This window comes from Paraburkholderia caribensis (assembly GCF_002902945.1).
GTDB lineage: Bacteria > Pseudomonadota > Gammaproteobacteria > Burkholderiales > Burkholderiaceae > Paraburkholderia > Paraburkholderia caribensis.
In genome coordinates this window covers 948,280-970,868 of record NZ_CP026103.1, presented here as the reverse complement: position 1 = coordinate 970,868, position 22,589 = coordinate 948,280, and the positions used below count along the sequence as shown (strand labels likewise).

Genomic DNA, 22,589 nt, shown 5'->3' with positions numbered 1-22,589 from the left:
GCTAGCCCCGGAAAATATCGAATGGCTCGATGCGCAGCACACGCCGCACACCGAGGTAGCTCGATGAGGCTGCGATCACTACGACCATCGCAAATGCGAGTGCGAGATTGCCGAAGGTGATCATTGCCGCGTAGTCCGGCACGCGCAGACGGACGAGACTGATCGACGCCGCGCAGAGACCCACGCCGAGTCCGTAACCCGTCAATGCGGTAAACGTTGCCTGAAAGAGGATCATCGCGACGAGTTCACGGCCCTTTGCGCCGATCGCCTTCAGTGCACCAAACTTCTCCAGGTTTTCGAGGATGAACGTGTAGAAGGTCTGGCCGGAAATCGACAGGCCCACAATGAAGCTGATCGCCGTCATCAACAGGATGTTCGTGCCCAGCCCCGTTTCGTACTTGTAGAAGTGCGAGATGCGTTGCATGAACTCTTTCTTCGTGTAGGCAACGTAGCCGAGCGACGCGACAACCTGCTTGATATGTGCGATGTCCGCGGCCGATTTGGGCTCAACGAGAATGTAGGACGTGGTGTAGCGCGTCGACGGAATGTATTCGACTGCCCGTTTGTACGTCGTGTAGAGCGTCGGCGTGCCGAACAGGCCGCTACTCGTCACGGTCGCGATACCGACCACGACGCCACGATGGTCGTTGAGTTCGAAGTCCGTGCCGAGCGTGGGGTTGTGCAGCTTGACGAATTCCGCATCATAGATGGCAATGAAACCGTTCTCCGCGTATATGTCTTCGATCCGGCCTGCTTTCATCTTCGGCCAGCCGAACAGGCTCGCATCGTCCAGCCCGATCACCGTGACGGCCTGATACGCGCCATCGCGCAGACGCACCAGGGCAGCCCCTGAATACAGCGGCACGGCATATTTGACACCGTCTATGCTGCGCACAGCGTCGAGCACATAGTCCGGCATGCCGATGCTGCTCGCGATCGTCTGTACGGCGGGATCCATCACCCACATCTTGGCGCCGACATTGATCACCGTAGAGGACGATTTGTTGAGAATGCCCGCAAACAGCGACGTCATTTCGATCATCAGGAACACCGCGAACGTGATGCCGACGATCAGCGCGGTGAACTTGGCGCTATCGTTGACGAGCAGCTTGAATGCGAGCCTGAGGATGCCTTTCATTTTTTGTCCTCACCTGGTCGGCGGTCGAAGCCGTTGCATCGGTCTCGACCGCCGCCGGATGTCGGCTCCTAGCCCTGTTCTCCGTGTTCAGATTCGGTGCCACGCACGAGCAGCACCGGACACTGCGCAAACCGGACGAAACGCTCGGCCACACTACCCAGCACGATGCGGCGCACACCGCGCCGGCCATGCGTACCCAGGATCACGAGATCCGCGCCCAGGCGCTCGGCGCAATGCTGAAGCGTCGTCGCCACGTCTTCGTTCAGACGTTCGGTCTCGACAAGTTCCACATCGCAAGCGACACCCGCCTGACGACAGGCTGCTTCCGCGTTCTGCAGCGTGGTACGGCCATCCTTACGCAGCGCGTCGACGAGCGCGATGGGGTCGTAATATCCGGCATAGCTGAAGAGGGGCGTCTTGTCGACCACGTACACGGCCTGAATTTTCCCGCCCGTGAGGCGGGCCATCTTGACTGCCTCGTTCAGCACTCGTTCCGACGTCTTACTACCGTCCAGTGCAATCAGGATCTGCTTGTACATGATGACCACCTCCTTGATGTATCCCCTGCACCATGATTCGCCACGCTGCATGACGCGTCGCATGGCATGCTTCTTATCTTCGGTGCTTGCGCGGAGGCGCGCTTGACCTGAATCAAGGCTTGACGTCTCGCAAAGTAAGCTGTGTTTCGCCGGGATCGCCCCTTCGATTGACATGCCTCAATGGATTGAGACGCGGCCGTCATACAGTGGACAGCAAAGCTCCATGCCCGTCACGCCGGCTTTCTCATCCTCGGTCAGGACGACCCAAAAGACGCTGCTTCGTATGTGGCGCCAAATTTCGTCGGCAATCTGGTCCTCGACGCAGGCCGTCCGGCGCTCGTCGTCCCTCATACGGGCAGCCTGCACCCTCCCGGCGAAAACGTTTTGATCGCGTGGGACGGCAGCCACGAAGCGGCTCGCGCCGTGGCCGACGCACAGCCGCTGCTCGAGAGCGCTCGTTACGTGAGCGTCGACATCGTGCAACACGCTGATGGGACGCGCGAGGCGCCCATGGGAATCGACGTCGCGTCGTGGCTCGATACGCATGGGGTGAACGCATCGCTTTCCACGACACGCACACACATCGGTGCGGACGTCGGCACGTCCCTGCTCGACCGCGCGTCGGACATGCAAGCCGACCTGCTAGTGATGGGCGCTTACGGCCATTCCCGCGCACGCGAACGCGTGTTTGGCGGTGTAACCCGAGCGATGCTGGAATCGATGACACTGCCCGTGCTGATGTCGCATTGAGCGCGAACGGCGCGACGATGCGCATCGCTTCGGTATCGCGCCACTCGGTCGCTTTTGCAATGCAATAGAAGAAGAATTGCGTGCAAACTGCATCTGCATGAACCCGACGCCGCTTCGTGACGCGTCACCCTTGTGTCTGTGCGCGGGAACCACCATGCCGGAGCAGCAGAACAGGCCGTTGCGTCGAGCGAACGAGCGACTCCGCGACGCTGCCCAGCAAGAATCGCTGGGCGCCGTGCCTTCCGTGCGTACCGATCACGATGATGTCGGCGTCGCATTCTTCCGCCGCGCGCGCCAGTACCTCCGACACACTTTCACCGTAAGCATCGATCGCCCGCGTTTTCCCGCTGACGCCTGATTCCCGGAACAGCGCATTCGCCTCGTCGAACAGGCGAGTGGCGGCGTTCGACGCGGCGGAAGGTTCAGGTTCGAACTCGAACCGCGTGCTCACCTCGCCCGGCCACCGGCCACGGTCCACGACGGACAGCGCATACACCACGCCGCTGGACAGTTTTGCGAGCCTGACCGCCTCGCCGAGCGCCATCTGCGCGCTCGCGCTGTCGTCGAGCGCAACAAGGATCCGGTCGTACATGATGAACCTCCAGTCGTGATGCTTCGGCCACCCAGAACAGGGACCAGGCCGCATGAAAGGCAGTGTGTTCCAGTCCCACAGTCAGCGCTTGACTCAGGTCAACGGGACTGAGGTCCCGCGAATACTGCATGACGATCAGTGTATGTAGCGCACGAGGAAGCGAACGTTGCCGGGTCACGCGCGCGCTAACGCTGAACGACCCCGTGGAAGCGTTACCGCATCAGCGGCTCTCGGACCGTGAGTTCGAAGTCTTCAGACGAATCGTCGCCGGTCAGAGCATCACCGAAATCGCCCATGAACTATGTGTGAGTGTGAAGACCGTAGCACGCACAAGACGCGCGTACTTGAGAAAATGCAGTTGGCAAATGAGAACGCGCTAGTGCGGTACGCGATTCGCCACAAACTCGTCGATGACAACGAGATATAAACCCACTTTCACATCATTTACGCAGGTGGGAATTTTACTGGATTTGCTACCTCGCTTCCTATCTCCACTTAAAGCGTCGCTAATCCTTTTTAGCCCTACGCGCGCCGATACTTGAAGCATATCGACGCCGCCATCGCGCCGACGCTTCAAGACGCGCGGCTTTTCGGCCGCTGAGTTTCACTTGCGCATAACACCAGGACGTGCCGGCTGTCGACGTCAATAAAGACTTGATTTGCCTCAAAGACGAGTCATTACGGCATGCCACGATAATGCAAAGCAAAGGGCGTCCTCGTCGCACTGGCCAAGGAATATCTCCCATGAACAACGCAAGAACCCCGTCCGCGTGGGAACCGAACGAAACGGACTTCGATGATCGTGCGTCGCTCGGCCAGCAGTTGCGATTTGCGCTTCAGTACGCGATTCTCGCCCCCTCTAATCACAACGCGCAGCCGTGGCGGTTCATCGTCGACGGTCACACGGTTCAGGTATGCGCAGATCGCACGCGGGCGTTGCCCGTTGTCAATCCGGTCGATCGAGAACTGCTCATGAGTTGTGGAGCAGCGCTGCTTAACCTGCGGGTCGCACCGAGCCATTTCGGGCTGTCCTATGCGATCACCGTGTTCCCCTCCGAGTCGGATCCCGACGTGATCGCCGAGGTGCGCGTCTCACGGGAAGGTCATCTAGACAAGGCGCTCGCCAGTCTGTTCACCGCATTGACGGTCCGCGTCACAACCCGGACGCCGTTCGTCGACGAACCCGTGGAGCCACGCCTTCACTCGGATCTGGTCGCCGCGTGCGACGCGGAAGGTGCCATCGCGACCTGTGTCGAGGCGGACACTGCACGTCACGCGATCGCCCAGTTGATAGCTGAGGCAGATCACGCGCAATTCGCCGATGCGCGCTTTCGGAGGGAACTCGCCAGTTGGATTCACTCGCGCCGCCGGGACGACGGTATGCCCGCATATGGCGCGGCTGTCGGGGGTTGCTCAATTTCGCGGCGCCCCTCGTCACGTCAGTCGTGCGTGTGTTTGACGGATGCTGCTGCTCGCGGCGTCCAGGGGGCTCACGGCGTCGTACCTCAATCAGCCTGTTGAAGTGACGACGCTGCGCGAAACGCTAAGGGGCCTGCTGAACGTCGATGCGATGCCGCAGTTGCTGCCGCGTGGGCCGCGGGCCGCAGGTCGATCACTCGTCAAGGCGGCCTCTATCGGACGTCGTCGACTAATGGGAAATCATCTAATCAATAGTGGAGCGTTTATTGTGAGTCATGCCCGCTGGTCCGTTCTGCTTGCCTTCACCTCAGTTCTATTCGCCGCCGGGTTGGACGCGGCCAATGCGCGCGTCGATGAACCGACCGAACTGGTCGACCAGCAGCATTGCATGTTCTGTCACACGTCGGATGCGCCCTTTCTTGCGCCTTCGTTTCGTCAGATCGCGGACCGGTATCGGGACGTCCCGGACGCGAAGGCGATGCTGGAAATCAAGCTCAGAAAAGGTGGCCGTGCGCATTGGGGCGACACGCCCATGCCTCTGCCGGCCGAGCGCGGCGGCCCGCTATCCGCCGAAGATGCACATAAACTGGTCGAGTGGGTCATGTCGCAATGAACTTCGTATCGGCGTCTTTCACCTTCTTCCATCACGGAGCGACTAATGAGAATTACCGTCCACCTCGATACATTTCAATGCGCTGATGTTGCTTATGCGGTTCTCTGGCTCGACCGCGAATCGCGTAAGTGGTCACGGGAAGGACACGCAGTAATCGATCTGCCAGCGTGGGGTGCCTTGACGTACCCGCAAAGAAACACGCGCATTCATGGTGCCGGCCATGACCGCGCGATCTGCGAGCTCACAGGACTGAACCTCGGTTCGCCCGCAAGCCCGTGCGAGGGCGAGTCGGGACAAGCGTTGTGGTATCGCCATGCTCATCACGCGCCGATACCCGGTAAGTGGCACATTCAGTGTGTCGATAACGCAGAATCGGATCCCGAAAACGGCGTGTTCGCCGAAGGTGGCCTCTGATCCGCTTTGTCCGGCCGAACATTACTGCCGCCGCAGTCTCGCCGCGCCTTCTGTCGCCTGAAGTTCTTTTTCCGCGGCGTCGAACGCCCAGCGGACTGCCTGTTCCGCATCTTCACTCGAATAATGTTCGATGGGTTTGAGGTCTCGCGCGCGAGTGATCAGGTCAAGGCGAACGTCGTAAGTCGGTCTGGCCGACGGCGAATGAATTTCCTCGATCGCCAGATGGCAATTCGAAAGAAGCCCGCTGTAAGGTTCCAGACGCACCAGTTGCGCGGCAGCCTCGCCTTCCAGCCGTGCTGTACCACAGAAGCCCAGATAGACGATCTGCATGCCAATGCCCATCTTCGCCTCCGTCCGACGCCCAGATCAACCGCGCGTTGCTAACCGCTTCGGATACCCTGACATCATCGCGTGCGCCGGACTGTCGTCGTTGACCTGTATCAACCAGCTTGACCATGTGCATTCACGCGAGAGCGGAGACCTTGCCCTCGGACCTTCCCATTGCAAGGTCGCTGCGGGAAAGGGAAAACCCGGAGACCTTATCTGGCGGGTACGAAGCTGTCGTAGCACACATCCGGCCAGAAACGAGCGATCATATTTCATACGTGCGCAAGCTATAAACGGGCCACTGCAACCGCGGCACGCACGCCGCCCGGGCCAGCGCGTTGCCGGCGTAGCGGTTGCAACCTTAAGCGACGGAGATCGAATGGAGCCGTACAAGCCACTGAACAGTTTGACTCACGAACTTTTCCGGCAAGTCGTGGAGGCTGCACCCAACGCGATGGTCATGGCCGACCGCGACGGTCTGATCGTTCTCGTCAATGCGCAGGCGGAGAAGCTTTTCGGCTATCCGCGCGACGAACTTGTCGGCAACAGTGTGGACATGCTCGTGCCCGTGCGCCTGCGCGGCGCGCATCCGGAATACCGTCGCATGTTCTACGGCGACCTGAGCAGCAGACCGATGGGTACCGGCCGTGACCTCTTTGCGCTGCGAAAGGACGGCGCCGAAGTTCCCGTCGAGATCGGGCTGAACCCCGTCACGACGACCGAGGGCATATTCGTGCTTGCCGCCATCGTGGACATCACGGAACGCAAACGCCTGGAAGAGCGCTTCCGGCAAGTGGTGGAAGCTGCGCCGAATGCGATGGTGATGGTGGATCAGGAAGGGAAGATTGTCCTCGTGAATGCGCAGACCGAACACCTGTTCGGCTACAGCCGCGAGCAGTTGTTCGGGAAGTCGATTGAAACGCTTGTGCCGGAACGCTTCCGGACAGGGCATCGGGTTTCCCGGTCTGCCTATCTGCATGATCTGAAACCCCGCCGGATGGGCACGGGTCGTGACCTGTACGGCTGTCGTCTGGACGGCTCAGAGTTTCCTGTCGAGATTGGGCTCAACCCCGTCACAACTTCCAATGAAAATTTCGTGCTCGCCGCCATTGTCGACATCACAGAGAGAAAGCGCGCGGAGCAGGAGCTCATACGCCGGACGGAAGAACTCGCGCGCTCGAACCAGGATCTCGAACAGTTTGCATACGTGGCGTCCCACGATCTACAGGAGCCGTTACGCGCCGTTGCGGGTCCGCTTCAGTTACTTCAGCGCCGCTATCAAGGACAACTGGACGCGCGCGCGGACGAGTTCATCATGCATGCAGTGGATGGCGCGACGCGCATGCAAAAGCTGATCGACGACTTGCTCTCCTATTCCCGTGTCGGAAGGTCGGGCGCAGTTCAGCAGTTGACCGAATGTGCTGCCGCACTTGATCAGGCCTTGAAGAGCTTGAGCGTCGTGCTGCAGGAGTCCGGCGCGCAGATCACTCGTGGTGCACTGCCTCCCGTCATGGCGATCCCGACGCAGCTCGCGCTGCTCTTCCAGAATCTGATCGGCAATGCAGTCAAGTTTCGGCGGGTCGATTGGGCGGTGTGCATCGACATCGGTGCACACCGTGAAGGCGACAACTGGGTGATCTCGGTGAAGGATAATGGGATCGGCATCGACCCGCAATACTTCGACCGCATATTCATGATCTTTCAGCGCCTCCACTCTCGCATCGATTACCCAGGAACGGGAATTGGCCTTGCACTATGCAAGCGTATTGTCGAGCAGCACGGTGGACGCATCTGGGTCGAGTCCGAACCAGGCAACGGAACGACATTCTTTTTCACGCTAAAGGCAGTAACCGGGGACGGTACCCCATCCCAGGACAACCCGCGGGAGTAGCTCATGCTTACGCAGGCCGCCGACGAACTGACCCATATCCTTCTGGTCGAGGATAGCCCGACCGACGTCATGATTACGCGTGAAGCGTTCGATTACTACAAACTGCTCAATCCTTTGCACGTAGCCGAGGATGGCGTTGCGGCGATGGAGTTTTTAAGGCGCGAAGGCAGGTATAGCGACGCGCCACGACCCGGCTTGATCATCCTCGATCTTAACCTGCCCAAAAAGAGCGGACGCGAAGTTCTACGAGAACTGAAAGCCGACCCCGATCTGATGAACATCCCGGTCGTCGTATTGACGACTTCCAAATCAGAAGAAGATGTGGCGAGGACATACGGATTGCATGCGAACTGTTATATAGCCAAGCCGGTCGACTTCACCAGGTTTGTCGAGGTCGTGCGCAGAATCAATGAATTCTGGTTCGGCGTGGTGACCTTGCCCCCCGCCAGATCATGAATGCGCCACCGGAGGTTCGGATTCTGCTCGTTGAGGACAGCCCCACAGACGCCTTGCTGATAAAGGAAGCACTGTCTGATGTGCTCGATTTTCAGCATCATTTGTTCAATGCAGGCCTTTTGTCCGATGCGCTCAATCGTATTCAGTCAACTCAATTCGACATCGTGCTGCTGGACCTGGGGTTGCCGGACGCGCAAGGAATCGGCACGTTCCGAACCTTCCAGCACCATGCCGCCGAACTTCCTGTACTCGTGCTGACAGGACTTGACGATATGTCCGTCGGCCTGAGAGCTATTCAGGAAGGCGCACAGGACTATCTTTCGAAGCGCGATATCAGCTCGTCCGAGCTGGGTCGCGCGATCCGTTACGCAATTGAACGCCATCAGATCGCGATGGCGCTCAAGGAAAGCGAGGAACGGTTTCAGCTTGCAGTCAGCGGTGCAAGCGCCGGACTGTGGGACTGGAACGTACAGACGGGCGCCGTTTATCTGTCGACCCAATTCCAACAGATCATGGGGTACGAGGGGCATGAACTACCCAACGACAGTCAGCTCATTCTCGACCTGATACATCCGGACGACATCGAACGAGTCAGGGCGCAACTCGCGGCGCACCTTGCACAAAGGTGCACTTACGAAATCGAATACCGGATACGTGTAAGAACTGGCGAGTACCGATGGATGCACGCGCGAGGCCAAGCGCTGTGGAATCAGTCCGGCGAAGCGTACCGCATGGTCGGATGGATTATCGACGTCACCGAGCGGCGTCTCGCCGACGAGGCGCTACGCGAGTCGCGCGAAGAACTGAAGCGGCTGTCGGCGAACATTCAGCGTGCTCGCGAGGAAGAAAAGACCAGGATTGCACGCGAGTTGCACGACGATCTCGGTCAACAACTGGCCGCGCTCAAGATTGAATGCTCGAAATATAGCAATCGTGCCAAGGATATCGACACGACGAAAGAAACAGCCGATATGAGTAATATCTATTCGCTGATCGATCAACTGGTCGTTTCGGTACGACGCATAGCCACAGATTTGCGTCCCGCCATGCTCGACGATCTTGGGCTGCTGTCCGCTATCGAGTGGTTCATCGAACGATTTTCGTCGCGATACGCGATCTCCGTCGTCCAGCATATCGACGCGGAAGATATCGACTTCAATCACGACAGCTCAACTGCCGTGTTCCGGATCGTTCAGGAGGCGCTGACCAACGTGGCGCGCCACGCCAGCGCGACACAGGTGACGCTGGAGATTGCCAGCAGCGAATCGCACTGCATCGTGCGTATCGCGGACAACGGACACGGCTGTCGAAGCGATGTTCGACCGTCGCCCAGCTCGTTCGGGCTAATAGGCATGCGCGAACGAGTCGCAGCCTTGAGCGGCGAACTGACGATCCAGACCGCACCGGGGCAAGGCTTCGCGCTAACCGTTTTGCTGCCGCTCTCCGCTGTTGAGGCTAAGAGCCTTTGAACGCCATGCGCAAGGTCACTTCTACGAAAACGGATCGCTGGAGTGCGCCCTTTGCGCACAACGGTGGGCGAAAACGGGGAGGCACATCACGGTACGTCGTCTACGAATACTTTGTGGCTCGGCAATTCTGGCCGCCTGCATAACAATCCCAATTGAAGGCGAGGAATTGGCAAGAATCTCAACCCACTCGCACCGCTATGGCGGGCAGATCAGTATTTCGGCATTCGACGATCCACTCCTGAAAGGCGTTACCCGTTACCTCTCCCAGTCGCACGACGAGAATACGTTCGGTGACAATGGCTTCCCGACGGCGACATCCTCCGACGTATAAAAGAGGGAAAAGTGCCTGCGGGTGATTTCCTCTGCAGAATAGCCCTTCGCGCGCTGCGCGCCGGGGTTCCAGCTGGTGACGTTGCCGGAGAGGTCGAGCATGAAAATCGCGTAGTCCTGCACCGCTTCGACCAGCCGCCGGTAGCGATGATCGGCCTCGATGTCACTCAGATTGCGGAACTCCCGCCAATCGGTCTTCCTTGCGGCATGGCGGTCTCCCTGGCATCCAGCCCCGTCCGAGGCGGCATAGCCGACTGCGACGGGCCGTCCTTTCTTCTGCGCCGGCCAGGCACCGGATTGTGTTTCGCCGGGCGCTGAAGCTTGCGTCTGGGCAATGCACGGAATCCGTACTTCAATGACCACTTCTTTCCCCGGCGCCGTGTCGACGCGCAACGGAACAGCGCTGATGGCGGCATCAACTCGCCCATCCTGCGTCTCCCGACTTACTCCCGCAGCGCTGCACCGAAAGTCACCCGTCTGTCGCCGGCATTGGCGTGGTTTCGCGACCGGCGCCGACATAGGCTGCTTATGAAGTGTTCAGCGCATGTTCAGAAATAGATGTGTCAATTCTGGATCATATCGAGCAGATCGTTACTATCTTACTTCCTGTCATTCAAAACGACTAAACGGCTGGATAAACTTACCGACAAGGCAAGCGTGCAGACCGCGAAGGGCTGTTGCAGACGGCGAAGCGCCTGCCCGAGCGGGAATGGTTTGGCTTTCCGAGGAGTTAAACCATGAGCACCGATGAACTGGAAATTCAGGATCTGCTTCATATCGAGGCGGTGGTAACCCGCCTGGAAAACCTCAACCTTGCTGGCTGTGCTTCGGAACATCGGTTCATCACCGATCCCGACTACTGGCACAGACGGCTTCTGGGCACGTGCGTCGTCGCCAGCTCAGCGCAGGTCATCACGAAGAAACAGGATCTGCTCGAGCGTCTGTCGGCGATATCGCGTCGCCTGGGGAGGATGCATGCACAGCACCCGGATTAAGTACAGGGGGTATCGTCTCCAGCCTCTGGCGGCGTACGAGAGCGGCGAATATGTCGCGATGTTTATCGTGCAGTCACCCGACGGCAGGGAAAGGGCCTCGTCGGTACTGGGCAGTTTCGGAAACGCGGACGAGGCAAGGCAGTTCGCGCTTGAACGCGGCATGGCCGAGGTTGACAGCGCATGTCGCCAACTGTGAGCCCGATGAGTAGATTCCCCTGAAGCTGCAGAGCATCCGGTCTGCCAACGCATTCAGGCAGGCGCGTGTGGCCGCTCATCGGCGTGATCGTTGACGCGGCCCTCGACAGGAGGAAGGGACGTGATCAAGGTTCTACTGGCTGATGACCACGCGGTGGTACGCGACGGATTACGCCATGTCCTGCTCGACGCCAGCGGGTTTGAAGTCGCGGGTGAAGCGTGGGACAGCACGACGACCATCGCGATGGTGCGCTCCGTCGGCGCCAATGTACTCCTGCTCGATCTGTCGATGCCTGGGCAGAACGGTATCGATCTCATCAGGCAGATCAAGGACGAGAACCCTGCCTTGCGGATACTCGTGCTGTCGATGCATGCGGAGCACCAGTACGCCGCGCGGGCCTTCAAGGCAGGCGCATCGGGTTACCTGACCAAGGAAAGCGCGAGCAGCGAGTTGCTCAATGCGATCACGAAAATCGCGTCCGGTGGGGTGTATGTGGGCCTGTCAATGGCCGAGCGGTTCGCCCAGAACCTGAATGAACCGGCGGAGGCAATGCCCCATCAGCGGCTATCCGAGCGCGAGTTTGATGTCTTCAGACGAATTGTCGAAGGCCAGAGCCTCACCGAGATTGCCCATGAGCTGTGCCTCAGCGTGAAGACGGTCAGCACGCACAAGACGCACATCATCGAAAAAATGCAGGCGGGGAATGAAAGCGCGCTCATCCGCTACGCGATACGGCACAAACTCTTCGAGGATGAGGTTGACCCTTAGCCAGAGGTCGGACTTGCAACTGGTGCCTCGTAATTTGTCTTACTCTTACCCATATCCCCGCGCGGAGGCCCCAACTAGTCGCCGGCAAACGTATTAAGGACGCCGCGTGCCAATGTAAATCGGCGGCATACGGAAATCGAAGTCGTACAGACAGCCACTTCCGCTATCGCTACTTTCGCCAGTGAGAAGAAAACTCCCACTTTGATACGTATTTCGTCCGGCTCGCCTGGTTCGAACATCACATCCTCTTCCAACTACCATCCGCAGTGGCTTTAGAGCAACGCACATGAATGAAAATGCGCTTCTTCCGACCTTGAGACGATAGCGCTGGCGATGGGCAAGTTTCTCCGCCCCTTCGAGCAGGACGAAGGGCGGTGACCAACCAATGAATTCAGACAAACGGTCCTGGCGAGCTGACTGCCAGCGAGAAACAGACTCAATACATCACATAGACGAATTGCGATATCGCCTCAGCCTGTTCGTCGGGGGCACGAAGCGCCTTGGCGATCTTACGCAACTCGGGCTCGAACAACGCGAGTTCCTCCAACCCCTGTTCGCGCCATATCGCGACTAACGAGTCGATCATATCTTTCTCGACTACGATCGGGTCCGGCTCGAAGACGTCAAGAAAATACGATGAACACGTGGAGTCCGCCTTCTCCAGCAAGAAAGGCGCGACGAGCGGCTTTGTCCCCGCCAGTTTTGAACGGAATAGCCTTCCGATATCAATGTTAGTCAAGCTGGTACTCCTTTTTCCACGAGTCGTCAGATTCGATGGGCTTCTGTTCGTCACGGTAGAGGATGTAGTTTCCCATAACGAGCACATCGATGTCGGTGCGCATAAAGCATCGATAAGCGTCTTCTGGCGTGCAGACGATCGGCTCGCCGCGGACATTGAACGAGGTATTGACAAGCAGCGGACACCCCGTCAGTGTCCGGAATGCCTGCAGCAAAGCGAACATCTTCGGGTTCACGTCCTTCTCCACCGTCTGGATCCGCGCACTGTAGTCGATGTGGGTAATGGCCGGGACAGTACTGCGCAACCCATTGACAATTTTCAGCATGTCTTCAGGATCAGGCGATGGCTCCGGCACCCGACGATGAACACTCCTCAAGGGCGCAACGATAAGCATGTAGGGACTGGTCGAATCAAGCTCGAAATAGTCGGCTGCATCGTCCTCCAGGATAATCGGTGCGAACGGCCGGAATGATTCTCGAAACTTGATTTTCAGGTTCATGCGCGACTGCGTGGTCGCCGCGCGTGGATCCCCGAGAATCGAACGGTTGCCGAGTGCGCGCGGACCGAACTCCATACGGCCAGCAAACATCCCGACGATCTTTTGTTCCGCGAGCAAAGAGGCGATGACCATCGCGTCGGTATCGGGATCGTCCAACGGATGATACCTGGCACCCGACTGTGACAGAAATGTGAGAATGTCATCGTCGCTGAAATCCGGCCCGAGAAAACTTCCCTGTTGTGAATCGCCAGCACCATCGTGCTTCGGTCGGGTGCCGCCAAGCATGTAGAAGTCCGCTAGATACGCCGCGCCGATCGCGCCGCCCGCGTCGCCCGCTGCCGGTTGGATCCAGATACCATCGAAAATCCCTGCACGCAGAATCTTGCCGTTCGCCACGCAGTTCAACGCGACGCCCCCCGCAAGACACAGGTTGGCCGCACCCGTCATATCGCGTAAAGTACGCGAAATCTTGAGCATGACCTCTTCCGTCACCGCCTGAATAGATGAAGCGAGGTCCATTTCGCGCCTTCTGATTCTCGACTCGGGCACACGCGGTGGCCCATCGAAAAGTTGGTCGAAACGCTCGTTTGTCAGCGTCAACCCACGATGAAAATCGAAGAACTCGAGATTCAGCCGGAACGAGCCGTCGTCCTTGATGTCGATCAGGTGCTCCCTGATCCTGTCTGCGTAGATAGGCCTTCCATAGGGGGCAAGACCCATCAGCTTGTACTCGCCGCTATTGACCTTGAAGCCGCAGAAGAACGTGAACGCGCTGTACAGCAGGCCGAGCGAATGGGGATAACGGATTTCCTTGAGGATTTCGATCTCGCTGGCGCGCCCTATTCCCAGGCTCGTCGTCGACCACTCTCCGACGCCATCGACGCATAGCACCGCAGCTTCCTCGAACGGCGACGGAAAAAACGCTGATGCTGCGTGTGAACAGTGATGTCGCGCGAAGTAGATGGGGACCTCACAGTTCAACATCTCCTCAATCAGATCCTTGAAATAGGGTTTCACGGCAAAGAAAGAGCCAATCGCACGGCTAAAAGAGGCTTCGGAGTCGGGCGCAAATGCGATCGATGACCGGATAATCCGGTCCGCCGTCAACGCAGGATCGTCATAGAATGCTATCGCCGCGAGCTCGCCGCCGTCGATCTCGGCCTCCTCAAGACAGTAGTTGATCGCGCCACGCGGAAAGCGAGGATCATGTTTCTTCCTGCTGAACCGCTCTTCCTGCGCCGCAGCGACAATCATTCCATCTTTCAGTACCGCCGCGGCCGAGTCGTGATAGAAGGCCGAAACGCCGAGTACGTATCTGGACATGAATCCCCTCCTCTACGATCGAACGCCGCTTGCTGTGAATTTTCGTGTCTGACGGGCCCCTGGTGTTCTTCCGTTGTACTGGATGTATTCATACCCCGCAGTATCCATGACGCCACGCGGATGCATCCCTGCATATGATTCTTCCAGTTCACGCGTAACGATGCGCCCGCGTGTCAGCGGCAAACCGCCAATCAGCACATCGCGCGGTTCGCTATACGTGATCAGTTCGATAAAGTCCCGGCTGCCGGCGTTTTCCTCAAGGCCATCTGGCCGATCAAACAGGCACAGATCTGCTTTCATGTCTGCCGCTATCTGCCCGATATCGGCTATGCCTAACGCCTGGGCCGCAGAGCACGTCAATGCATCGACCATGAAGTCATCGAGGGTCGCCGCTTTCTCCGGTTGATGGGTCAGCGCGGACGACAGCGCCGTCAGCGACCTGTAGCGACTACCACGCACCGTGGTATGTCGGTCGATCGAGAACGCCAACGCGCGATCCTTCAACGACAAGCGAGCAAAGCGCTCTTCCAGCAGCCATTCGCTGACGGCCCCAGGTGCGCAAACCAGGGTCGCGGCCGACTCATTCACCATCGCGACATCGCATCGGGACAGCTGTGAGAGATTGAAAATAGTTGCCTGTGACAGCAGCGACAAGTACGAGAGCAGTCCCACCTCCGTGAAGTAGCGCGTTTCCTTATAGAGCATCGCGTCCGTCGCCGTCGAACTGAGTCGGACGCAGAGCCGGCTCCCGAGCCGCTCAGCAACCCGAGCGGCGGCAACGAGCGTTGCGGCAGATCCGACCTCGCCAGGCACGACTGCAGGCATGAACGTGCAGTATTGCCGCCTGAACGAATGGCTCAAGCGCACAATGCCTTCCAGCATACGTGCGCCCGCTTCCGCGCCGTTCGCGCTGCCGCCATCTTCAGTGAGTTCAACATAGAAGAGGCGGCGCGGCCCGTGCGCTTCGTCGGATGCTGCGCAATCTGCAGGGTTCCTGAAAAAAATGCCCGCCGTGGTGACCCCATATGAGGCAAGTTGCAGTGAATAGCCGCTCCAATCCTGATGAGCCGGCGTCGCGTCGGCTTCGATCAAGCCGGGAAGACAGACGGTTGAATCGCCCGGCATCAGGCAGGCACGCTGCGACGTGTGTGGCGGCATCACCCCCGCGATGCGCCCGCCTTCGATCTCTATGTCACCGCGCACAAAGCGATGCCGGCGGGAATCGAAGTACAAGGTATCGACGATTGCCCACGTTCTTTCGCACGTGCCCGACTCCAGAACGTCCATGTGTCCCTCATGTGGCAATGCCTTGCGAGGGGGACGCCCGTCCCGCGCCCGGCTCCCGCTTAACAGAATCGACGTGCCTTGACCTCTCTTCCTCGTCAACGATTCCGGAAGCTGCATCGTGCATCGAACCATCGTCAATGTGCACGCCCGCTCGCAGCAACGGCGCAACGACCTTCGCCAGTGCGCGTCCCATGAGCTGATGCGCAACTGGGGTGTAATGGCAGTCCATCCGGAAACGCAACTGTCGCCTTTTGTTGGCTGGAAATCGCTGGAAGTCGTCGAGAACGTGATAAATGAGAACGTCGATCGACTTGGCGAGTTCGTCAAAACGCATGCGGATATTCTTGTAGCTTGCGGTTTCCTCGACGTACTGATACACCGGCATGACAACGATAACAGCAGGCACTGAAAGTTCGGATACCCACTTTGCGAGGATAGCCTGCATGAGCTTCCAGCTATCATTGCTCGCGGCGCTGTACTCTGGCAGGGGTTGGAATCTAGTTATCCGCTGGCAAAGATCCTTGAAATCAGGGCCGATCCTGTTGACCATCCTGCGCAGACTCGAACGCACCGACGCTATGCCGCCTCCCGATGGGAGGGACACGTGCCTGTACGGGGGCGGAACGGGGATGCCTCTCAGGCTCAAATCATTGCCGGCCGTAAGTTCGAACCACGGCTTGGGCACACGAATCGCCTCGCCCGCGCGGTCCGCCCAATCGCGTTCGCGAACCATGTTGCGTTGGATGTTCTCCACAAGCACGCTAATAACGACAGCGTCGTAGTCGATCTGACCGGAATATTGCTGGAAGACCAGGTATTGCTGGTCAGTACCGCTGCCGCTCAGACCGAAGTTGAGTACCTCGGTATCGGCCAGTTGCTGCTCCAGAATGTCCGTATACCGTTTGCCGTTGCTGACGCCATCGCCCGCGGTGTAGGAATCGCCGAAAACCAGCACACGATGTGCAGTGTGCTTGCGGTGAGTCACCGGGTGATCACAGCGAAAACCGTCGCGATTGGTTTTCACAAGATATCCGCCACCCTCATGGGGAATCCTAAGCTTAAGGCCCGGCGCGAAACGGTAGCCTAAAATCGGATCGTAGCGCATCAAGCGCCGATGCAGACCGGGCGACTCTCCATCCTGTGTGTGCTCGCTCATGATCGTCTCGTCTCCTGATTCCCGGGTGTTCGCCCCCGCTTCCACAGTTTCGACAAATCATCTATGACGTCCCACATTGCATGTCGCAGAGGATGCGTCTCCTCTGGTTCTATCGTTCAGTCTCCACACTATCCCCGTGAAACACTTGAATCGATTTCGTCCCGTGCACCGAAGTCCACGGGTCTTCTCTCGTTGTCTGCCTCGACGTTAAGACGCTTGCGCAACTTCGCGACAACGCCAGCGTCGCCGCGCTCGAATTCACGCACTGAGCGAGCCCGCTGGCAGCCGTATCGCTCGCGACTGCTCTACCTCGTTGGGTCGTCTGCTTATTCACGTGCCCGACATATCACCGGCGCTCAATTTTCATAACATACAAGCACGTTTTGCCATTCGATCGCCATACGCTAGTCGAAATCGGCAAATTTTTACGGAGTTTTCGTTCGCTGTTTAAAACACGAACGGCGTGAAAGGAGGGACCGCACGCTCAAACCCGATCTGCGTTTCCGGGCAGCTCGAAGCATTCAAAGAGTCGAACTGCGCGAGAGTGTCGACTAGGCGATCAGTTCTTCCGAAGAAATGCCGAAGATCGAGTTCTTGCACCGCGAACCCAAGTGCTCGAACTTTGATTGTCTGACTCTCCAGCCATTGCGCGCACTAGTTCGCGGTGTTCAAGCGCATTGACGACGATTCCCGCCCGCAATTGACCTCCGACCAGGCTGACGAGTTGTTCTGGTCTGGCGCCCACATCGAAGGATGAAAGGTATATGCGCACTGCGAAGCCTCCAGTGAACAAAAAGAGAATTTCTGGATTGCCCCCGACGCCCCCTCGATACGGTTGGCCGAGACCGAGCCACCAAGGACGATCGAGTTACGGAAGGCGGACAATCACGCCATCGCTCGGCTACGTTTGACTGGCGATATGAGACTCGCGAGACTATCCCTAGCCGCAAGCTGCGTCGGCATTGGAGTTCGTTACACAAGCCCTTGATCGGTCATCGCCAACAATAGTCGTTCAGCGCCGATGCCGAAACCGGCTTCCTCCCGACAGGCGCCGCGACCAGCCACTTGCTGTTGTGCTCCGAGTTCCGTAAAGCGCATTTCGAAGCCCCGACCGTTCAGATAGCAAATAAGGCCTCTGCGCGCCGAATCGTCGATTTCATAGCGAATGCCGAGTGAATCGAAAAAGCCGATCGCAACTTCCTGGCTGCGCTTGACCGCGAATTCTGGGTTGAGGCATAAACACTCAAATCCAAGATGGGAGAATTCGCGGTAGCGGCCGGCTTGAGGTCGTTCGTAGCGATAGCATCGAGCGATATAAAACAACATTCGCTCCCGTTGTCGGCCCAGCAACTCGCTGCATCGCTTCTGGAACCGTGCCGTTGCCTCAGGAATCAGGCAGCAGGCGTGTCCCTTCTTATCGGGAAAGGCCCACATCTGGTCGATGATCTCGCTGCCGCCGGCTTTTTGAATGAATGTATCTTGCGACCACAGCGCGGGGACAATCGCCTCCTCTACTTTATTGTCCTGCTATGGGCGTAACGAACCACGGCGCATCGAGTGACGACCGTGATGATGACGAGGTTGGTTCGAGACGAGACAGGGTTCCATGTCAGCAATATTGGCACATCAATTGTGACCTGTGAACCGCTCCGCATGTGACGAGGTCCGCAGCGCGATCTCAACGGCCCAAACGAGTCACGCGGCTAAAGGTTGTCGACGACTTGAACGGGCTTGCGAAGCGACCCGGCTGTTCCGGTCGGCGAACTTCTCGCGGGCCAGCTAGGCCATCTGGTTGATGGTTTTGCGAAACCTGCGCAGCGATAGGGCGAACAGCGTCGTGCCAATCGCGATCAATGCGCAGAACGGCCGCCACACCACGTCGATGCCCGCGCCGCGGTAAAGTATTGCCTGACCCAGTTCGACGAAGTGCGTGGTGGGTGCCGCGAGCATGATGTCCTGAACGATTTGCGGCATACTCTCCCGTGGAGTGATGCTGCCCGACAGCATCTGCAACGGCAGCAGCACGAGCACGATCAGCATGCCGAACTGCGGCATGCTGCGAGCGAGCGTCGCGAGGAAAATGCCCATCGACGTCGTCGCGAACAGGTGCAGCGCGGCGCCCAGCATGAATAGCGCCACGGATCCCTCGACAGGCACGTGCAGCGCCCCCCGTACAACGAACGTCAGCGAGAACGCAGCGGCAGCGAGAACGACGAGCCCCATCGACCAGACCTTCGAAAGCATGATTTCCGCCGGCGTCACGGGCATGACCAGCAAATGTTCAATGGTGCCGTGCTCGCGCTCCCGGATGAGCGCCGCACCGGTGAGAATGATCGACAGCATCGTGACGCTGTTGATTATCTCCATTAATGCGCCGAATCGCACATGTTCGAGGTTCGGGTTGAAACGCATGTGTATGGCGATATCGACGGGCGGCGTCGCGTTCGCCCGATAGTGTCGCGCGAACGTATCGACCTCGCCACTCACGATCTGCTGCACGTAGCCGCTGCCGGTGAACGCCTGACTCATCCGGGTCGCATCGACATTCAGCTGGATGACGGCGCGCCGGCCCGCGAGGATGTCGCGCTGGAAATTCGGCGGGATGTCGAGCGCGAAAGTGTATGTGCCGGTGTCGAGACCCCGGTCGACGGCCGATGCCGAAATGAGCGCGGGCGTGTCGAACTGCGGCGGAAAAAATGCCTCGACTATCCGCGCCGAAAGCGGCGACGCGTCCTCGTCGACCACCGCGATCGGCGCCTTGTGCAGCGTATCGGGTTGCGCTGTCGCGGCCGAGTAGATCGATACGGTGAACGTGTAGACGATCAGCACGAGCATGATCGGATCGCGGCGCAGGCTCCACAGTTCCTTGATGCCGAGCCGGTAGATGTTCGAGAACCTGCGTATCATCGTCACGTCTCCTGCTTGCGCAGCATCGCCATCGTCACCAGCATCACCACGGGTATCGTGACGAGCAGCGGCCAGAACTGTGTCCGCAATTCGTCGAAGCCCAGCGCCTTGTTGAATACGCCGCGGCTAATCGTGAACATGTAACCTGCGGGATAGATGTGTCCGATGACCCGGCCGCTGCCTTCCATCGAAGAAAGCGGATTGATCAGCCCCGCGAACTGGATCGTCGGCACCATGGTGCCGACGATGGTGAGAAAAATGGCGGCAATCTGGCTGCGCGTGAATGTGGACGCAAGGAGCCCAAGGCTGGTCGCCACGATGCTGAAGACAAGAACGGCCGCAAGCAGCGTGATGAAGCTGCCCTTCACGGGAACGCCGAACGCGAAGCGCGCCATCAGTGTCATCAGCAGGAAGTTGACGAGCGCGAGCAGCACGTACGGCACCTGCTTGCCGAGCAGAAATTCCGCACGCGTGACGGGCGTGACGTACAGGTTCACGATCGAACCCAATTCCCGTTCGCGCACGACCGCAAGCGCGGTCAGCATCGCCGGCAGCATCAGCAGCAGCATCGGAATGATCGCGGGCACCATTGCCGGAAGGCTTCTCACGTCGGGGTTGTAGCGAAAGCGCGTCTCGATGTCGAGCCGGGCGGCAGGCGCAGCGCCGAGCCGGTGCTGCGCCTGATCTGCGAGCCAGGCCGCGTGCATGCCTTGAACGTAGCCGCGGATCGTCTCCGCTCGCTGCGGCATCGCGCCGTCTATCCACGCGCCTATCTCGACCGGTCTACCGCGCTGCAGGTCGCGTGCGAAGTCCGGCGGTATCTCGACTGCGAGCGAGAGCCGGCCGCTGCGCATGCGCCTGTCGACGTCGTCGTAGTCGGCAAGCGGCGCCTGCTGAACGAAGTAGCGCGAGCCCGAAATGTTCAGCGCGTAGTCGCGGCTCAGTTCGGTCTGGTCACGGTCGAGCACCGCGAAGCTGAGCTTTTCGACATCCAAATTGATGCCAAAGCCCATGACGCACATCAGGACGAGCGAGCCTAGCAGCGCGAGCGTCGCGCGCACCGGGTCGCGCCGCAGCTCGAGCCCTTCGCGCCACATGTAACTGAGCATCCGCGTCGGGCTGAAGCGGCGCTGGCTGGTCGCGCGGGCGGCCGCTTCGCGCGGCGGGGCAATTGTCGTGCCCCGCGACGCGATATCAATGGCCGGCTCGCCGCCCGCATCGACCAGATAGCCGATGAATGCCGCTTCGAGCGTTGCCGCGCGGCGCGCACGCACGAGCGCGTCCGGCGCGTCGCTGGCGAGCACCTTCCCGGCGTGCATCAGCGAGATGCGATCGCAGCGCTCCGCTTCGTTCATGAAGTGCGTCGAGATGAAGATCGTCACGCGGTCGCGGCGGGCCAGATCGAGCATCAGCTGCCAGAAGCTGTCGCGCGCAATCGGGTCCACCCCCGAGGTCGGTTCGTCGAGAATCAGCAGTTCCGGCTTGTGCACCATCGCCACCGCGAGCGACAGGCGCTGCCTGACGCCCAGCGGCAGGTTCGCGGGCAGCGTGTCGAGCACGTCCGCGAGGCCGAAGCGGTTCACCATTTCGTCGACGCGCGCGGGAATCTCGCGCTCGTTCACATGGAACAGCCGCGCATGGAGTATCAAGTTCTGCCGCACGGTGAGCTCGCCATACAGCGAGAACGCTTGCGACATGTAGCCGACGCGTCGGCGCGTGTCGATATCGTCAGGATCCACCGGGTGCCCGAACAGCGTGGCGGAGCCTTCAGTAGCGGGCAGCAGTCCCGTCAGCATCTTCATCGTGGTCGACTTGCCGCAACCGTTCGAGCCAAGAAAGCCGAAGATCTCGCCTCTGCGGATGCGGAAGCTCACGTGGTCGACCGCGACGAAGTCGCCGAAACGCATCGTTAGATCATGGGCTTCGATCGCCAGGTCCGTTTCGTCGCCCGTCTGCAGCGGTGTGATCTGGACAGCGTGGTGCCCGCGTCGTCTCGCCTCAGGCAGCAACGCAATGAATGCTGCCTCAAGCGTGCGGCAGCCCGTTTGATCGAGAATCGCGGCCGGCGTGCCGGTCGCGAGCACGCGTCCGGCATCGAGCGCGACGAGCCAGTCGAAGCGCTTTGCTTCGTCCATATAGGCGGTGGCGACGATCACGCTCATCGCGGGATGCGTATCACGAATGCGCGCGATCAGGTTCCAGAACTGCGTGCGCGCGAGCGGATCCACACCCGTGGTCGGCTCGTCGAGAATCAGCAGGTCCGGGTCGTGAATCAGCGCGCAGCACAGCGCGAGCTTCTGCTTCATGCCGCCGGAGAGCTTGCCCGCTGGACGCGACAGAAACGGATAAAGCCCCGTGCTGCGCGTCAGGTCGTCAACGCGGCGGCGGCGTTCGGCTACGTCGTGGCCGAATAGCCGCGCGAAGAATTGCAGGTTCTCTTCGACCGACAGCGTCGGGTACAAATTCTTCCCCAGGCCCTGCGGCATGTACGCGATGCGCGGGCACACGTGGTTGCGGTGGCGCGCCGACGCCATGTCGCCGCCCAGGGTTTCAACCGTGCCGTGCTGCACCTTGCGGGCGCCCGACGCCAGCGCGAGCAGGCTCGACTTGCCGACTCCGTCTGGCCCGATCAGGCCCACCATCCGCTTCGCGGGAATGTCGAGCGTGACGCCGTCGAGCGCGACCGTCTCGCGGAAGCGCAGTGTCACGTCATGCAGTCTCACGACCGGCGCGCCGCTCGCGTCGCCGCTACGGAGGTCGTCGGCGAGGCAGGGCAGCATG

Annotated in this window: 18 protein-coding genes and 4 pseudogenes; 10 read left to right on the top strand and 12 right to left on the bottom strand. The window is 59.5% G+C overall.

Annotated features, from left to right (window positions below):
* Position 1 precedes the first annotated feature (1 nt).
* On the bottom strand, positions 2-1,138 hold the full coding sequence (locus tag C2L66_RS33860; protein WP_054932154.1) for an ABC transporter permease: 1,137 nt from the start codon (positions 1,136-1,138) through the stop codon (positions 2-4).
* A gap of 68 nt (positions 1,139-1,206) precedes the next feature.
* Positions 1,207-1,677 carry a universal stress protein gene (locus C2L66_RS33855; protein WP_060608031.1) on the bottom strand — a complete coding sequence of 157 codons (471 nt, stop codon included), beginning with the start codon at positions 1,675-1,677 and terminating at the stop codon, positions 1,207-1,209.
* 213 nt (positions 1,678-1,890) lie between these two features.
* On the opposite strand from C2L66_RS33855, the pseudogene C2L66_RS33850 reads away from it, so the two are divergent.
* Positions 1,891-2,427 (top strand): annotated as a pseudogene (locus C2L66_RS33850) (universal stress protein); the annotation flags it as partial.
* A gap of 124 nt (positions 2,428-2,551) precedes the next feature.
* Here the strand turns inward: C2L66_RS33850 and C2L66_RS33845 are convergent.
* A complete protein-coding gene (locus tag C2L66_RS33845) occupies positions 2,552-3,019 on the bottom strand; it encodes a universal stress protein (protein ID WP_054932152.1) in 468 nt (155 codons plus the stop codon).
* A 182-nt stretch (positions 3,020-3,201) separates the two neighbouring features.
* Here C2L66_RS33845 and C2L66_RS33840 point away from each other — a divergent pair.
* The 4 genes and pseudogenes from C2L66_RS33840 to C2L66_RS33825 all read left to right on the top strand — a co-directional run.
* Positions 3,202-3,446: pseudogene (locus C2L66_RS33840) on the top strand (response regulator transcription factor); the annotation flags it as partial.
* A 317-nt stretch (positions 3,447-3,763) separates the two neighbouring features.
* A pseudogene (locus C2L66_RS33835) lies at positions 3,764-4,671 on the top strand (Acg family FMN-binding oxidoreductase).
* Positions 4,672-4,706: 35 nt separating this feature from the next.
* Positions 4,707-5,051 (top strand): c-type cytochrome, encoded by a 345-nt coding sequence (locus C2L66_RS33830; protein ID WP_062917959.1) that lies wholly within the window; start codon positions 4,707-4,709, stop codon positions 5,049-5,051.
* 45 nt (positions 5,052-5,096) lie between these two features.
* Positions 5,097-5,465, top strand: coding sequence for a DUF3564 domain-containing protein (locus C2L66_RS33825; protein WP_054932150.1), 369 nt, complete (start codon positions 5,097-5,099; stop codon positions 5,463-5,465).
* Between the two features lie 21 nt (positions 5,466-5,486).
* On the opposite strand, the gene C2L66_RS33820 is transcribed toward C2L66_RS33825, so the two are convergent.
* A complete protein-coding gene (locus C2L66_RS33820) occupies positions 5,487-5,807 on the bottom strand; it encodes a hypothetical protein (protein WP_054932149.1) in 321 nt (106 codons plus the stop codon).
* On the opposite strand from C2L66_RS33820, the gene C2L66_RS33815 reads away from it, so the two are divergent.
* From C2L66_RS33815 to C2L66_RS33805, 3 genes are read left to right on the top strand one after another with little or no spacing between them, the layout of a single operon-like run.
* On the top strand, positions 5,794-7,683 hold the full coding sequence (locus C2L66_RS33815; protein WP_321176132.1) for a sensor histidine kinase: 1,890 nt from the start codon (positions 5,794-5,796) through the stop codon (positions 7,681-7,683). The genes C2L66_RS33820 and C2L66_RS33815 overlap by 14 nt on opposite strands.
* Before the next feature lie 3 nt (positions 7,684-7,686).
* Entirely contained in the window at positions 7,687-8,139 is a 453-nt protein-coding gene (locus C2L66_RS33810; protein WP_060608026.1) for a response regulator, read from the top strand.
* Positions 8,136-9,608 carry a hybrid sensor histidine kinase/response regulator gene (locus tag C2L66_RS33805; RefSeq protein WP_060608023.1) on the top strand — a complete coding sequence of 491 codons (1,473 nt, stop codon included), beginning with the start codon at positions 8,136-8,138 and terminating at the stop codon, positions 9,606-9,608. Before C2L66_RS33810 ends, C2L66_RS33805 begins: the two co-directional genes overlap by 4 nt.
* A gap of 297 nt (positions 9,609-9,905) precedes the next feature.
* Here C2L66_RS33805 and C2L66_RS41960 read toward each other — a convergent pair.
* Positions 9,906-10,109: pseudogene (locus C2L66_RS41960) on the bottom strand (PAS domain S-box protein); the annotation flags it as partial.
* A gap of 566 nt (positions 10,110-10,675) precedes the next feature.
* Between C2L66_RS41960 and C2L66_RS33790 the strand changes: the two are divergent.
* Together C2L66_RS33790 and C2L66_RS33780 are read left to right on the top strand one after the other, a co-directional pair.
* On the top strand, positions 10,676-10,933 hold the full coding sequence (locus C2L66_RS33790; RefSeq protein WP_054935269.1) for a hypothetical protein: 258 nt from the start codon (positions 10,676-10,678) through the stop codon (positions 10,931-10,933).
* A gap of 316 nt (positions 10,934-11,249) precedes the next feature.
* On the top strand, positions 11,250-11,897 hold the full coding sequence (locus C2L66_RS33780; RefSeq protein ID WP_060608015.1) for a response regulator: 648 nt from the start codon (positions 11,250-11,252) through the stop codon (positions 11,895-11,897).
* Positions 11,898-12,333: 436 nt separating this feature from the next.
* Here C2L66_RS33780 and C2L66_RS33775 read toward each other — a convergent pair whose 3' ends face one another.
* The 7 genes from C2L66_RS33775 to rbbA all read right to left on the bottom strand — a co-directional run bounded on the left by C2L66_RS33775 (position 12,334) and on the right by rbbA (position 22,588).
* Positions 12,334-12,636: a hypothetical protein gene (locus C2L66_RS33775; RefSeq protein ID WP_060608014.1), complete on the bottom strand. Its 303-nt coding sequence runs from the start codon at positions 12,634-12,636 to the stop codon at positions 12,334-12,336.
* Positions 12,629-14,458, bottom strand: a complete 1,830-nt coding sequence (locus C2L66_RS33770; protein ID WP_060608011.1) for a carbamoyltransferase family protein — start codon at positions 14,456-14,458, stop codon at positions 12,629-12,631. The genes C2L66_RS33775 and C2L66_RS33770 overlap by 8 nt, the downstream gene beginning before the upstream one ends.
* 12 nt (positions 14,459-14,470) lie before the next feature.
* Positions 14,471-15,745 carry an amidohydrolase family protein gene (locus C2L66_RS33765; protein ID WP_060608007.1) on the bottom strand — a complete coding sequence of 425 codons (1,275 nt, stop codon included), beginning with the start codon at positions 15,743-15,745 and terminating at the stop codon, positions 14,471-14,473.
* Between the two features lie 7 nt (positions 15,746-15,752).
* On the bottom strand, positions 15,753-16,901 hold the full coding sequence (locus C2L66_RS33760) for an SGNH/GDSL hydrolase family protein (RefSeq protein ID WP_148654640.1): 1,149 nt from the start codon (positions 16,899-16,901) through the stop codon (positions 15,753-15,755).
* A gap of 972 nt (positions 16,902-17,873) precedes the next feature.
* Complete coding sequence (locus C2L66_RS33750; RefSeq protein WP_267894174.1) at positions 17,874-18,392, bottom strand: aminoacyl--tRNA ligase-related protein; 519 nt, start codon at positions 18,390-18,392, stop codon at positions 17,874-17,876.
* A 288-nt stretch (positions 18,393-18,680) separates the two neighbouring features.
* Positions 18,681-19,808, bottom strand: a complete 1,128-nt coding sequence (locus C2L66_RS33745; protein ID WP_409372678.1) for an ABC transporter permease — start codon at positions 19,806-19,808, stop codon at positions 18,681-18,683.
* Positions 19,809-19,810: 2 nt separating this feature from the next.
* Entirely contained in the window at positions 19,811-22,588 is a 2,778-nt protein-coding gene (gene rbbA / locus C2L66_RS33740; protein ID WP_060610415.1) for a ribosome-associated ATPase/putative transporter RbbA, read from the bottom strand.
* Position 22,589 lies beyond the last annotated feature (1 nt).

Excerpts from the sequence above, each read along its gene's own strand:
- C2L66_RS33860 (WP_054932154.1), bottom strand. The coding sequence starts at position 1,138 with ATGAAAGGCATCCTCAGGCTCGCATTCAAGCTGCTCGTCAACGATAGC.
- C2L66_RS33855 (WP_060608031.1), bottom strand. The coding sequence starts at position 1,677 with ATGTACAAGCAGATCCTGATTGCACTGGACGGTAGTAAGACGTCGGAA.
- C2L66_RS33845 (WP_054932152.1), bottom strand. The coding sequence starts at position 3,019 with ATGTACGACCGGATCCTTGTTGCGCTCGACGACAGCGCGAGCGCGCAG.
- C2L66_RS33825 (WP_054932150.1), top strand. The coding sequence starts at position 5,097 with ATGAGAATTACCGTCCACCTCGATACATTTCAATGCGCTGATGTTGCT.
- C2L66_RS33815 (WP_321176132.1), top strand. The coding sequence starts at position 5,794 with ATGCCAATGCCCATCTTCGCCTCCGTCCGACGCCCAGATCAACCGCGC.
- C2L66_RS33820 (WP_054932149.1), bottom strand. The coding sequence starts at position 5,807 with ATGGGCATTGGCATGCAGATCGTCTATCTGGGCTTCTGTGGTACAGCA.
- C2L66_RS33810 (WP_060608026.1), top strand. The coding sequence starts at position 7,687 with ATGCTTACGCAGGCCGCCGACGAACTGACCCATATCCTTCTGGTCGAG.
- C2L66_RS33805 (WP_060608023.1), top strand. The coding sequence starts at position 8,136 with ATGAATGCGCCACCGGAGGTTCGGATTCTGCTCGTTGAGGACAGCCCC.
- C2L66_RS33790 (WP_054935269.1), top strand. The coding sequence starts at position 10,676 with ATGAGCACCGATGAACTGGAAATTCAGGATCTGCTTCATATCGAGGCG.
- C2L66_RS33770 (WP_060608011.1), bottom strand. The coding sequence starts at position 14,458 with ATGTCCAGATACGTACTCGGCGTTTCGGCCTTCTATCACGACTCGGCC.
- C2L66_RS33765 (WP_060608007.1), bottom strand. The coding sequence starts at position 15,745 with ATGGACGTTCTGGAGTCGGGCACGTGCGAAAGAACGTGGGCAATCGTC.
- C2L66_RS33760 (WP_148654640.1), bottom strand. The coding sequence starts at position 16,901 with ATGAGCGAGCACACACAGGATGGAGAGTCGCCCGGTCTGCATCGGCGC.
- C2L66_RS33745 (WP_409372678.1), bottom strand. The coding sequence starts at position 19,808 with ATGATACGCAGGTTCTCGAACATCTACCGGCTCGGCATCAAGGAACTG.
- rbbA (WP_060610415.1), bottom strand. The coding sequence starts at position 22,588 with ATGCTGCCCTGCCTCGCCGACGACCTCCGTAGCGGCGACGCGAGCGGC.